The sequence below is a fragment of the Parendozoicomonas sp. 209JJ7-1 genome (genome assembly GCF_058147085.1).
In genome coordinates this window covers 161380-174771 of record NZ_JBYVJU010000012.1, presented here as the reverse complement: position 1 = coordinate 174771, position 13392 = coordinate 161380, and the positions used below count along the sequence as shown (strand labels likewise).

10 protein-coding genes are annotated in these 13392 nt (G+C 50.6%); 4 read left to right on the top strand and 6 right to left on the bottom strand.

Annotated elements, in window-relative coordinates; all coding sequences use genetic code 11:
- Positions 1 to 169 precede the first annotated feature (169 nt).
- Both ACY2RQ_RS13500 and ACY2RQ_RS13495 read right to left on the bottom strand, forming a co-directional pair.
- Positions 170 to 3238, bottom strand: a complete 3069-nt coding sequence (locus ACY2RQ_RS13500) for an efflux RND transporter permease subunit (protein WP_490113513.1) — start codon at positions 3236 to 3238, stop codon at positions 170 to 172.
- Between the two features lie 9 nt (positions 3239 to 3247).
- Positions 3248 to 4378: an efflux RND transporter periplasmic adaptor subunit gene (locus ACY2RQ_RS13495; protein ID WP_490113512.1), complete on the bottom strand. Its 1131-nt coding sequence runs from the start codon at positions 4376 to 4378 to the stop codon at positions 3248 to 3250.
- A 351-nt stretch (positions 4379 to 4729) separates the two neighbouring features.
- On the opposite strand from ACY2RQ_RS13495, the gene ACY2RQ_RS13490 reads away from it, so the two are divergent.
- A complete protein-coding gene (locus ACY2RQ_RS13490) occupies positions 4730 to 4885 on the top strand; it encodes a hypothetical protein (protein WP_490113511.1) in 156 nt (51 codons plus the stop codon).
- Positions 4886 to 5111: 226 nt separating this feature from the next.
- Here the strand turns inward: ACY2RQ_RS13490 and ACY2RQ_RS13485 are convergent, their stop codons facing one another.
- Both ACY2RQ_RS13485 and ACY2RQ_RS13480 read right to left on the bottom strand, forming a co-directional pair.
- Complete coding sequence (locus tag ACY2RQ_RS13485; RefSeq protein ID WP_490113510.1) at positions 5112 to 5504, bottom strand: hypothetical protein; 393 nt, start codon at positions 5502 to 5504, stop codon at positions 5112 to 5114.
- 164 nt (positions 5505 to 5668) lie between these two features.
- On the bottom strand, positions 5669 to 5827 hold the full coding sequence (locus tag ACY2RQ_RS13480; protein ID WP_490113509.1) for a hypothetical protein: 159 nt from the start codon (positions 5825 to 5827) through the stop codon (positions 5669 to 5671).
- 263 nt (positions 5828 to 6090) lie between these two features.
- Between ACY2RQ_RS13480 and ACY2RQ_RS13475 the strand changes: the two genes are divergently transcribed.
- Positions 6091 to 6456 carry an avidin/streptavidin family protein gene (locus tag ACY2RQ_RS13475; protein ID WP_490113508.1) on the top strand — a complete coding sequence of 122 codons (366 nt, stop codon included), beginning with the start codon at positions 6091 to 6093 and terminating at the stop codon, positions 6454 to 6456.
- A gap of 34 nt (positions 6457 to 6490) precedes the next feature.
- Here the strand turns inward: ACY2RQ_RS13475 and ACY2RQ_RS13470 are convergent, their stop codons facing one another.
- Together ACY2RQ_RS13470 and ACY2RQ_RS13465 are read right to left on the bottom strand one after the other, a co-directional pair.
- The gene (locus ACY2RQ_RS13470) at positions 6491 to 7951 is read right to left on the bottom strand and encodes an aminoacyl-histidine dipeptidase (protein WP_490113507.1); all 1461 of its coding nucleotides are present in this window, start codon (positions 7949 to 7951) and stop codon (positions 6491 to 6493) included.
- Between the two features lie 115 nt (positions 7952 to 8066).
- Positions 8067 to 8861: an MOSC domain-containing protein gene (locus tag ACY2RQ_RS13465; protein WP_490113506.1), complete on the bottom strand. Its 795-nt coding sequence runs from the start codon at positions 8859 to 8861 to the stop codon at positions 8067 to 8069.
- Positions 8862 to 9122: 261 nt separating this feature from the next.
- Here ACY2RQ_RS13465 and ACY2RQ_RS13460 point away from each other — a divergent pair, with 261 nt between their 5' ends.
- Positions 9123 to 10217, top strand: a complete 1095-nt coding sequence (locus ACY2RQ_RS13460; protein ID WP_490113505.1) for an efflux RND transporter periplasmic adaptor subunit — start codon at positions 9123 to 9125, stop codon at positions 10215 to 10217.
- 6 nt (positions 10218 to 10223) lie between these two features.
- Positions 10224 to 13310 carry a MexW/MexI family multidrug efflux RND transporter permease subunit gene (locus tag ACY2RQ_RS13455; protein ID WP_490113504.1) on the top strand — a complete coding sequence of 1029 codons (3087 nt, stop codon included), beginning with the start codon at positions 10224 to 10226 and terminating at the stop codon, positions 13308 to 13310.
- Positions 13311 to 13392: the final 82 nt, after the last annotated feature.

Below are 13392 nucleotides of genomic sequence, written 5' to 3'. Positions count from 1 at the left end.
CTTTTTTATTTGCTTGAAACATAAGGGGGATTCTTTGTGTGTCTCATTGCGTTAAAAAAACGTGCTAAGCAAGAGTAAAAAAGCGTGCCTCCTGGAGACAAGAATCAGGTGCTAATGTCCTGCATCAGGTGTCGTATTGTCAGGTGTCGTATTGTTGGAAGGCAGGTTTTCAGGCTCTTGGTATATCTTGGTATATATGCAGAGGCTTATGCTTCTGCCCAAGCAATGTATACACTGTTGGCAGAATAAAAAGGGTAAACATAGTGCCAATGCCTAGGCCAGAGAAAATCACCACACCGATATTCATACGTGAGACTGCACCAGCGCCAGTTGCAATGATCAGCGGAACCACACCTGCCATCATTGCCAGTGTTGTCATCAGGATGGGACGCAACCGGATACGGGCGGCATGAATAACAGCCTCTTTCTTGTCTTCCTGAAATTCCAATTGTCGTGTTTTTGCCACTTCACAGATCAGGATGCCGTGTTTGGTAATCAGCCCCATCAGTGTCAGCAGACCGACCTGGGTATAGATATTTATGGTGACTGTTCCCCAGGCCATCACCATTAACGCGCCGGAAAGGGCAAGGGGAACGGAAACAATAATAACCAGCGGATCCCGGAAGCTTTCAAACTGCATGCTCAGCACCAGAAAGACAATCAAGAGCGCCAGCACAAAAGAGACGTAGAGTGAACTCCCTTCCTGAACGAACTGCCGGGACGGACCTTTGAAGTCATAGAGAAAACCTTTGGGTAAAATAGAATTTGCTGCCTCTTCGGCAATACTAATGGCATCTCCAAGGGAAATGCCTGGGAGGGGAACGGCTTGAATGGTGATGGCGTTGGCCTGATCCATCTGTATCAGGGATGGGCTGTCGCCGATGATTGAGGTAGTCATCAGGTTGGACAGAGGTAACTCCTGTTCCCCGAAATGGCTTTTTACGTAATAGCCCGACAGCATTTCCGGTATCAGGCGGTTTTTACGCTCCGTCTGGGGAACAACTTTGTAACTGCGGCCATCAACATTGATGTAATTGATGTTGTCATCAGCCAGCAGAGTGGAAAGCGTGGTGGCAATCTCTTCCATGGAAATTCCGTAAGCGCCGGCTTTATCCCTGTTCACTTTCGCGATGATTTTTCCTGCATCATATTTTGTGTCCAGTTCCGTTGTGTAAAACTTGCCACTTTTACTTAACTGCTCTTTGATTTTTTCCGCAAGGCTATAGATGCTCAGGTAATCATTGTTACTCTTGATGGTCATCTGAAGCGGATAGCCTCCTTCAGATCCCGGAAGTGCCGGCAGGGAGAACGCAGACACATTCATCCCGGGAATATCATCAATTCTTTCCTGTACGTCCTTCATCAGCGCCTGCATGCTTTGTTTTTTACCTCTTTCGTCCCAAGGGGTTTCCAGCACTATACCGACGCCCTGATTGCTGTCAGGAATACCGGAAAGGGTCAGAATGGCTTTGATACCTTCAAGGTCACGGACTTTCTTGCTATACACCTTCATATAATTATCGACGTAGTCCAGATTCGCGTTGTTGGGTGCTGTTGCCATAAAGAGAAAGGCACCTTGGTCTTCATCTGGGGCAAAGCTGGTGGAGATTGAGGTAAACAACAAAGGAAGGCAGATAAACACCAGTGCGGCGAACAGCAGCACCGGACCACGATGGTTCAGGGTGGCTGATAGCATGCGGGAATAATGGTTGTCCAGTGTGGTCAGGGCGTTGGAGATTTTTTCTTCAAACCGGTTGTTCTTATGTTCTGCTAGAAGAATGTTCGAGCACATCATAGGGGAGAGTGTGAGGGCAACAATGCCCGACACGATAACGGAGCCGGCCAGGGTCAGGGCAAACTCCCTGAACAATGCTCCGGTTACGCCGCCAAGCAGGGCGATAGGTGTGAACACCGCCGCCAGGGTTATGGTCATAATAATAACAGGTGATGCGATTTCCCGTGTGCCCAGTATGGCGGCTTCAAAGGGGGGGGTTCCTTCTTCAATATGCCTCTGCACATTTTCAACCACCACTATGGCGTCATCCACCACCAGTCCTATGGCCAGCACCATGGCCAGCAGGGTAAGCAGATTGATGGAAAAGCCAAGCATCTGCATGGCAAGGCAGACGCCAATCAGTGAAAAGGGAATGGTGATGACAGGTATCACCATGGCGCGGAAGTTTGCAAGGAACAGGAAGATCACCACAACAACAATGAGGCTGGCTTCAAATATGGTACGGAGAACTTCATCAATTGCTGTCTTAATATAGTTTGAGACGTCGTAGGCGATATGCAGCTCAAGGTCTCCCGGCAGGTTCTTAATAATATCCGGCAGCAAGGTTTTAACGGTTCTGATCACTTCCAGGGGATTGGCTGTCGGTGTGGGTTTTATGCCGAGAACAACATTGCTTTCACCGTCGAGGCTGGCATTTGTGTTCACGGTGAGGGCGGCAAACTCAACGCTGGCTATATCCCCCAGGCGGATAAACCCTTCCTCTGTTCGGGCAATGATCAACTGTTCGAATTCTTCGGGGGTTTTCAGGTCGGTATTAATGTTGATGTTGTAAATATTGTACAGACCCTTGATCTGCCCGGCGGCGGCCCGGTAGTTGTTAGCCGTTAAAGCGCTGTTTACCTGTTCGATGGAAAGACCGTACTTGGCCATGCGCTCAGGGTTCAGCCAGAGTCGCATGGACATTTCCGGACCAAAGATTTCCACAGAGGCTATGCCTGATATGGTGACCAGGCGATTTTCCACGTTGCGCTTTAAATAGTCTGTGACTTGGGGTCGGGTCATCTGTTTGCTGATAAAGCTGATATACATGGCATCTGTTGATCCCCCTGTAGAACTCTCTATTTGTGGGGCCTTGGCTTCCGAGGGGAGCCGGGAGGTGACACTGTTCACCTTGGCCATGATTTCGGTCAGGGCAGAGTCCGGATTGGTTCCCACTTTCATAATGGCCCGGATAGAACTGGTACCAAGGGAGCTGGTGGAGATCAGGTAGTCAATATTGTTGGCTTCGGCGATAGCCTGCTGCAGGGGTTGGGTCAGAAAACCCTGAATAACATCACTGGAGGCACCATGGTAACTTGTGGTCACGGTAATCGTTGTATTGGTCATCTGTGGGTATTCACGCACCTGCAGTTTGTTAAGAGCCTGCAGGCCAAGAATAAGAATCAACAGGCTGACCGAGACAGCCATCACCGGGCGCTGAATAAACGTGTCGGTAAAAGTCATGGTTATGCCTCAGTTTTTCGGGATGGGGTGATCCTGCTTGAGGTAAGTGTGATCTATGATGCGCACGGGCGTATTATTGGCCAGGCGAATCTGACCGGTGAGAACGATTTTGTCACCGGCTTTCAGTCCGCTAGAGATCAGTGCCTGTTTACCGTTGTTGTCGGCTACATCTACCTTGATCTGGTGGACTTCCAGTTTTTCTTTATTTTGCTGAATGCGATACACCATCTGCCCGTACAGAGTGAAGTTAACCGCAGGCTGGGGTATTACGATAGCGTCGTTTATAAGGGGCTGTACCAGTTCAGCCGAAGCATACATTCCTGAACGCAGTAACCCTTCCGGGTTTGGAATAGTAGCCTGAATCTGCAGGTTTCCGCTGTCAGTATCAATGGCCGGGCTTACCGCCTGCACTGAGCCATCGAAGGTTTTGTCTGGATATGTATCGGTGTTGATCCTGACCGGCATGCCAACCTTGATATCTGGAAACCGGGTCTGTGGAATGGTCAGATTCATACGCATGGCTGAGTAATCTTCCAGGTCGGTGACTTTCTCTCCAGGCTGAAGATATTGCCCGACATAAACCGTTTTCAGCCCCAGCACCCCGGAGAAAGGGGCAACAATTGTACGACGGGCGATGCTTGACTTCAGACTTTCAATATCGGCCTGCAGGGCCTGATAAGCGGATATAGCGTTATCGAGGTCGGATTGGGGAATGCTGCCCTCTTTGAACAGAGTACGCATGCGCTTCAGGTTGTTGTGGGTGGCAATCATTCTGGCCTGGGCGGATGCCAGGTTGGCCTTCTCAACGGTGGAATCAAGCTCCAGCAGAGGCTGCCCCTGCTGAACGGTATCACCGGAATGAAAATGTATAGTGGAAATAATGCCGGATTCTGCCAGGGAGAGGGTGACACCCTGGACCGGCTCAATAAACCCTATGGTCTTGATAGTGGGCTGCCAGCTTTGTCGGGTAATGGTATAGGCCGTAACCGGAACAGTGGGTGGTTTCTGAAGGCTCAGGTAAATAGTAGTTTTATAGGCGGTATAGTGTTTATAGGCAATTACTGTACCAAATAACAGCAGTGCCAGACCTATGGCAAACAGGTACCAGCGCCATGGGCGGTGTGTCGTTTGTTCCGGCATGCTCTTGCCCCTGCCAATGACTCTCAGCGTGAAAGAGGCAAGTGTAGTCGTATATTTTTTAATATTTGTACGGCAAAGCCGGAGGTTTATACAATGTCGCCTTTATGGTTCACTTCGGCCCATGTATCCGGCCTTTTCCAGCAGAGCGGGACAACAACACATCCCTGGCTAGTCCTGACTGGCAAACCGGTGAGCACCGGGCAACAGCGGTAAAGGCTTATAACACCAGTTATCCTTTTGCCGCTTTTTACGATAAGTCTTCCATTCCCGAAATGCCGTTCGCCATAACCAGGTCAAGCGCTTTCGCCAGAGAACAAATATTCCCAGATACAGAAACAGGTAGGAATACTGATGCTGAACAAGCAACAGCACGGCACAGCCCAGAAAAGCTGCAAGAATAAGCAGATAGATAAGAAAAGAATAACGATGCCGAAAGCAGCACCAAAGTACGGCGAGCGCGAAAAAAAGGCAGGCAAGCGCATAAGCCACTGGACTTATTCGCCCTGATTTATGGAAAAAAACAATTAAAAGCTATATGCCGGGCCTTCAGCGAATTTTCACTCGCAAAAGAATCCAGAGATTGCCGATTCCCTGAATACTCGGACCCGCCATACAAACCATACAAACAGAGTCGCACCGATAACCATTCATGTTCTGCCATTGTGCATCCGGAAACCTGAGTTTAATAACAGGCTAAACTGCAGGTATTCCCGGCGCCAGCAGGAATGATTGCTTATGCTGGCTCGGCTTCTTTTTTCTCTTCAGCTCTGAGCTTTTCCAGCTCCAGCTTCGTAGAATCAAGCTGTTGCTGAATCTGCTTCTGCTTGGCTTTGGCAGCTTTATTTTCCGCAGTCATAGCCCGGTTCTGCTCCTGAAGACGCTTAATCTGGTCTTTCATTCGCTTGGGGTTCTGCTCACGGAAACTCTTTAAGTCTTTCTCGAGCTCTTTAATCTGGTTATTGGCTTTCGCAGACTTACCTGCGGCCTGTTCCAGCTGGCCCTTCAGGCTTTGAAGTTCTTCATTGTGCTTCGTGGTGATTTCCAGAAGCGCCTCCAGCCGACGTTGCTCAATCAGCTCGAGCTCTTCAGATTTGAAGAAACGTCCGCCCATGCTGAGCGTTCCCATTGGATTTACCTCTACCTCTTGGACGATATCTTTCTGTGCGGGATTCAATTTTGGAGTGATATTTTGATGAGAGTGAAGCCGCGGGATTATACACTGTAAAAAAAATAAGTCAGCCCTTTTGCAAAAAAAACAGCCTAAATGTGCCTTTTGTTGTTAATGTTCCATTAATAATAGACGACATTTACAGCCAATTCGCCAATGGACGTTTCCTTACAACTGACCTGCATATCCGGCCTGGTCTGATAAATAGTGGCGATTACCTGACGATCTCTCCCTGGCAATCCATTTCCGCCGCTGAAAATAACAGCCCTGGCCTGTGTCATGGCCTTTTCCGGTCAGCACGTGGCCACCATGCAAAGTCACAATTATTATTCTTGTTATCGCCAGCCTACCCAGCCTCTTACTCTTAGAGGCTGGAACCCTGTTGCTGAAACCCTGATGTCCTTCTATATTTCCCGTATTTCTGCCTAGGGGGTAAACAATGTACTGTTTCCAGTATTATTTCTTTTTACAGTACCCTGTCCGTACTCTGCTTCTTGCAACCCTTGCTCTGGGAATAACAGACCTGTGCAGGGCTGCTACAGATATGGAGCAACATCAAAGCCATTTTGCAGGACTCTGGAAAAACCAGAGAGGTTCAACCCTGCATCTCATACAGGATGCCCAGGGAGGGCTGACCGGGTACTTTACCACCGCCGTTGGCATAACACCTGCGTGCATCCACTATCCAGCACCACTTACAGGCTCAGTGAACAGCAATGCCTTAAGCATCAGCGTAAATATGACCGGGTGCGAATCACCCACAGTCATTGCTATGACCGGCATACTGACAGAGGAAAAGAAAGGACATACAGTGCTGAAAACCCAGGCCCTGATCCAGTACCGCGGGAAGGATACCTGGAACTCCCAGATTTTAACGACGGACTTTTATACCCGGGAAAAGCCTCACTGACGGCTGCACTTTCCCGGTTAAACAATTCAGTCCTTTACCAGCCTTTTACCGGCACACGGCTCAGGGTTTCACTTAGCAGTGTCCAGAACTTACTGACGCTCTCAATATGAACCTTCTCATCGGGAGAGTGGGGGAAACAGATGGTTGGGCCAATGGAGAGCATATCCCAGTTGGGGTATTTACCACCGAGAATACCGCACTCCAGGCCTGCATGAATCACTTTCACCTCTGGCTCGCGGCCAAACAGGTCTTGGTAAGTGCTTTTCATGGAAGCAAGAATAGGAGCATCCATCCTGGGCTTCCAACCGGGGAACTGACCTACCTGGCGGACATCAGCACCAGCCAGGCGGAACAGTCCACACAGACGTTCACCCATTTCAGAGGTAGCGTCATCGGACAGTGAGCGGGCAAAGCAGTGGGTAAAGATTTTGCCTTCCACAACACGCATGATGGCGAAATTGTTGGAGGTTTCCACAACCCCGGCAACACTTTCACTCATTCGCTCAACACCATCAGGTACCACCTGGAACAGGTCCAGCCAATGCTGTTGGGCGGCCTGGGTCATCACCTGCTCTGCCGCACTATTTTCCGCAGCGGTGATAATGACACCGGCATCCGTTTCCGCCAGCTCTTTGCGGGACACCTGAAGCTGTTTGTCTACCAGCTGGCCCAGTCCGGCTTCTTTATCAGGGGGCACGGCCACCAAAGCGAACGCTTCACGGGGAATGGCATTGGACAGACTGCCACCCTGGATTTCCGCAACACGTACGCCCACAGACTGCAGGGACTTAAGCAGCTGCACCAGAATTCGGTTGGCATTGCCACGCTGCAGATGAATATCACAACCGGAGTGTCCGCCCTTCAGACCTTTTACGGCCAGACGATACCAGCTCAGTCCTGTTGGTGCCGTTTCCATATCACAACTGGCTTCCGCCAGCACATCCACGCCACCGGCGCAGCCAACATACAGTTCACCTTCGTCTTCCGTATCCAGGTTCAGCAGGATATTGCCCTGCAGCCAACCTTCCTTCAAACTTTCTGCGCCCACCATGCTACGTTCTTCATCAATAGTGAACAGGGCTTCCACAGGGCCGTGGGCCAGGTCTTTGCTTTCCAGAATCGCCAGGGACGCGGCAACACCAATGCCATTGTCCGCGCCAAGGGTGGTACCCTTCGCCTTCAGCCATTCACCATCAATCCAGGGCTGAATAGGGTCTTTAGTGAAGTCGTGGTCAGTCTCTTCATTTTTCTGGGGCACCATATCCAGGTGGCCCTGGAGAACAATCCCTTCACGGTTTTCCATACCGGGAGTTGCGGGCTTGCGAATCATAACATTGCCAACGTCATCGGTTTCTGCTTCCAGTCCCTGTTCGGTGGCAAAAGCCAGAACATGCTTTCTTAAAGCGTCTTCATGGCCGGAAGGATGGGGAATAGTGCATATATCCTGAAAGTGTTTCCATAGCGCGGCAGGCTGCAATTGCTGAAATTCAGACACAGTGATCAATCCTTCTACATCGTTTACAGTACTTATACATGGGAGAGATCAACTATCAACATAGGGATATTCCACATGCGAACAGCTACAGAAACTATTTCTGCTGTTGCTGCGATTATCCGAGAACTTCCACAGTCATGCCCCGCTTTATCTTACCGTGCCCATGGTGAATCATGTTCATTCCGAAAATAATACCACTCTCAGTTTTCCGGTAGCGGGACAGTGTTGCCAGAGGTTCCCGACCTTTTTCAGCGGTATGAGTATTCACCGTAGTCATGACACAGCGGGTACAGGGTTTTACCAGGGAAAATTCCAGCGCCCCTATGCGGATACGTTTCCAGCCTTCTTCCGCATAAGGCCCACAGCCGGACACAACAATATTGGGGCGAAAACGTTTCATGGGTACCGGCTCCGCCAGCCTGCTATTCAAATCCTCTAAAGATGCTTCAGAAATCAGCAAAAAAGGAAAACCATCGGTAAAGCTGGTACGTCTGCCAACCTCGGCATAGTCAGTATTAATCTGACGGAAGCTGTTATCGGGCATATACACCAGGCGACATGGATTTCCCACCAGCTGACTGACCCATTGACCCGCTTCATCCCCCATATCCTGAGACTTGCAGGTGTCCTTCCAGACAGTCACTTCCCTTTCGGTATTCCCAGGAAAGATAACCTGCAACTCCGGCCAATCTGGAGCCGTAAGGGTTATGCCATCCGAATGCATGTGACACACCATATTGACCAGCTGGGGATGGGTTCTCTGGCTGATAAACCGTCCGGTCTCCTGGTCAACAATCATCCACCGCCGGTCACCGGCAAAACCAAAGTCGTCCACTGACCAATGCTCAACCACCTGTTGGCGACAGGATTTCACCGGATACAGGGCCAACTCGGATACTACTGTGCTCATGAATTTATTATCTGTGTTTCTGGGAGAGTTGTAATCAAAACAAAAAACAGAAGTTAATCAAAGTATCCGTAACCGTTCAATAAAAGCGCGAGCCATAAATCAACTCACCACCAATGTATTTCCCCTGGCCGTCACGAGGCTTGCAAAGCCCGTTTTTTGCTCAAAAACAGCGCAAATATACAAGTATTTTCACGAAAGTTATCTGGGTATAATCATCCCTTTAACTGCCTTTAAAAAGAATACCGGCAAGGAATAATTTTAATGTTAAAACGTATGCTGTTAATGTTGGCTTTTGTGGTGCTCGTTTTCGGCAGCCTGTTCGGATACAAGATATTCGAGAAAAAAATGATGACCGAGGGCATGGCAAACTTCACGCCCCCTCCCATAGTCGTTGAAACCACAACAGCAGTCGTGGCCAGCTGGAAACCGTTTATTCCCGCTATTGGTTCCCTGCGCGCATATCAGGGAGTTGAGATTAAAACCGAAGTTCCCGGTGTTATCAAAGATATCCGGTTTCAGTCAGGGCAACAGATTAAAAAAGAAGAAACCCTTGCCCGCCTTAACGCAGATATTGAACAGGCTAACCTGAAAAGCCAGCTGGCCCGCCAGAAACTGGCCCGGCTGACCTGGGAGCGGAATAAATCCCTGATCGCCCGCAAGGCGGTCTCCCAGACTCAGTTTGACCAGTCCGCCGCCAATTACGAAGATGCCACAGCCGCCGTTGAACAAACCCGTGCGACCCTGCTGAAGAAAAATATTACTGCGCCGTTTAATGGCATTGTCGGTATTCGCAAGGCTGACCCGGGCAGCTATTTAAAAGAAGGCGCTGTGATTACCACCCTGCAGAATATCGACCTCCTTTATATTGATTTCTTCCTGCCGGAACAGGATTACCCGTCACTGTATATAGGCCAGACCGTTGAATTTACTGTTCAGGCCTACCCTGATGAGAAGTTCACCGCCCTGATCGATGCCATTAACGCCAGGATCGACAGTAAAACCAGAAATATCCAGGTGCGGGCCCTGATCGAAAACCCCGACCACAAACTGGTACCCGGTATGTTTGCAGATATGCGGGTTATTGCCCGGAATCCGGTTAACGTCATCACCCTGCCCCGCACAGCTATCACTTATTCCCTCTATGGCGATTCCGTTTACCGGGTCACCGGTGACAGCCCGAATGCCCTGACCGTTGAACGCAAGGCGGTAAGTACCGGAGAGGTCCACGGAAAATTTATTGAAATACTGGATGGCCTGAACCCTGGCGACAAGATTATCACCGCAGGACAGATGAAACTCCGCCAGGGTGCCCGGGTCACAATCAAAGATTCTACGTCTGCCGGTGCCGGGGAGTAACATATAATGGGTTTTACTGATCTGTTTATACGCCGTCCGGTACTGGCCACGGTGGTTAGCCTGCTGATCGTGCTTGTAGGCCTGCAGGCCCTGAACAAGCTTCCCATACGGGAATTCCCCGTAATGGAGGATGCCACGATTACCGTAAAAACCTCTTACCCCGGCGCCAACGCCGAGTTAATCCAGGGTTTTATCACCACCCCCATCCAACAGGCTATCGCCAGCGCGGAAGGGATTGATTATCTGAAGTCTTCCAGCAACCAGAGCGCATCCACGGTTACCGCCACCCTGCGGCTGGGCTACAGCGCAGACAAGGCCCTGACGGAGATTATGGCCAAGGTCAATGAAGTCCGCAGCCAGCTTCCCAAAGACACCCGTGACCCGGTGATTACCAAAGGGAATAACCAGGGTTCCTCGCTGGTGTATATTGGTTTCCTCAGCCCGGTGATGACCGGCGAACAAGTGACCGACTACCTGACACGTGTTGTCCAGCCCCAGCTGGCTACTATCGAGGGGGTTGGTTCCGCTGATATTCTGGGTGCCAAATCCTTTGCTATGCGTATCTGGCTTGACCCTGTGCGCATGGCGGCCTTTTCTATTACCACTACTGATATCAACCAGGCCTTGCTGAGCAATAACGTCCAGTCCGCAGCCGGCCAGACCCGGGGTGAGCTGGTAGCCACCAGCATCAATGCCGATACCGGCCTGAGTACGGCGGAGGATTTTCGCCAGATTCCGGTGAAAACAGAGGGTGACACGGTTATACGCCTTGAGGATGTGGCCGATGTAGAGCTGTCCTCTTCCAGCTTTGATACCTTTGTATCTTTTAACGGCAAACCTTCCACCTATATTGGCGTATCTTCCACGCCTTCCGCCAACCCCCTGGATGTGATCAAGCGGGTGCGGGCAGCCATGCCCGGTATTGTCGAGCAATTGCCCCCCAGCATGACCGGCCAGATTGTTTTTGACGCCACAGTGTTTATCCAGGAATCTATTGATGAAGTGGTGCAGACCCTGCTGGAAGCCACACTGATTGTTGTTCTGGTAGTCTTCCTGTTCTTGGGTTCCTTCCGGGTGGTACTTATTCCGGTTATCGCCATTCCCCTGTCCATGGTCGGGGTGCTGTTCTTTATGCAAGCCATGGGTTACTCCATTAACCTGTTGACCCTGCTGGCCATGGTACTGGCTATCGGACTGGTGGTAGACGACGCTATTGTGGTGGTGGAAAACATTCACCGCCATATAGAAGAAGGGAAAACACCCTTTGATGCGGCCCTGGCCGGTGCCCGGGAAATTGCCCTGCCGGTGATTGCCATGACTATTACTCTGGCTGCGGTGTATGCTCCCATCGGTTTTATGGAAGGGTTAACAGGGGCGTTGTTCCGGGAATTCGCCTTTACCCTGGCAGGGGCTGTGATCGTTTCGGGTATTATCGCCCTGACCCTCTCCCCGATGATGTGCTCCAGGCTGCTGCAGCCCGGTGAACAGAAAGGCTTTGCCAAATGGTTGGATAAAAAGTTCGACAGTTTGAAAGATCGTTACCGTCGTCGCCTCAGTAACGCCATGGACTACCGGGTTGTAACCCTGGTGTTTGCCCTGCTGGTTATGGCCACCATTCCCCCCATGTTTATGATGACTAAGGGAGAGCTGGCACCAACGGAAGACAACGGACTGGTATTTATCGTGTCCAAGTCCCCCCAATACGCCAGCATCGACTATATGAACAAATATACGCCGGAAATTGTGGAGGCCATACAGACATTCCCGGAAAGTCATAAGGTCTTTATGATCAATGGTGAAGGCGGACCCAACAGCTCATTTACCGGTATGGTGGTGAAGCCCTGGAGCCAGCGGGAACGCTCTGTATCTGAAATACAGAAAGACCTGCAGCAAAACTACCTGAGCCAGATTACCGGTATCAAGACCTTCTCATTTATTAAACCCTCTCTGCCGGGTTCCGGTGGTGGCCTGCCGGTGCAGTTTATTCTGAATACCACCAGCGATTACCGTACCCTGGCCAGGGTCGCCGATGAACTGGTCCAGAGCGCCCGGGCATCAGGTATGTTTATGTTTGTGGAGAGCGAACTGCTGTTTAACAAGCCGGAAACAGAACTGTTGATCGACCGCAACAAGGCCGCTCGTCTCGGTATATCCATGAAGGATATCAGTGACACCCTGACCACCATGCTGGGTAATGGTGAACTGAACCGACTGAATATCGAAGGCCGCAGCTATAAAGTGATTCCCCAGGCCAACCGGGAATTCCGTATCAGTAGAAAGTGGCTTGGCCGGTATTATGTTCGGGCCGCTTCCGGTGACCTGATACCCCTGTCCGCTATTATCAGACTGGAGAGTGATACCCGCCCCAACCAGATGGCCCAGTTCCAACAGCTGAACTCCACCAAAATCCAGGGCATGCTGCTGCCTGGTGTAAGCCTTGGGGAAGCCCTTGAGTTCCTGAATGCCAAAACCAAAGAGCTGGCACCGGAAGGATTTGGTACAGATTACGAAGGTACCTCCCGCCAGTTTATGCAGGAAGGCCAGGCTCTGGTGTTGACCTTTGCTATCTCCCTGCTGGTGATTTTCCTGGTGCTGTCCGCCCAGTTTGAAAGTTTCCGTGACCCGCTGGTGGTGATGCTGACCGTGCCCATGTCTATTTGTGGCGCACTGATCCCACTGGTATTGGGAACGATGCTTCAGTTTGGCTTTGGCCTGAATATCTCCATGAATATTTATACTCAGATTGGTCTGGTCACCCTGATCGGCCTGATTACCAAGCACGGTATTCTGATTGTGGAGTTTGCCAACAAACTGCAGGAACAGGGGGCGTCCATGAAAGAGGCTGTGATTGAAGCCTCCTCACTGCGTCTGCGGCCCATACTGATGACCACCGGTGCGACGGTTCTCGGGGTTATGCCCCTGTTGTTCGCCAGCGGCGCGGGGGCTATCAGCCGGTTGAATATTGGCGTGGTAATTACCACAGGCATGACCATTGGTACCCTTTTTACCCTGTTTGTGATTCCGGTGATGTATACCTACATTGCCCGCAATCATCAGCAACAGAGGCAGACAGCGGTCTCCACTACCCATTGATCTCTCCCTTAATGACCAGCCGAAACCCGTAATTTGAACACGGGTTTCGGTTTATCTTCCAATAAAGAAGACACTCCCTGAA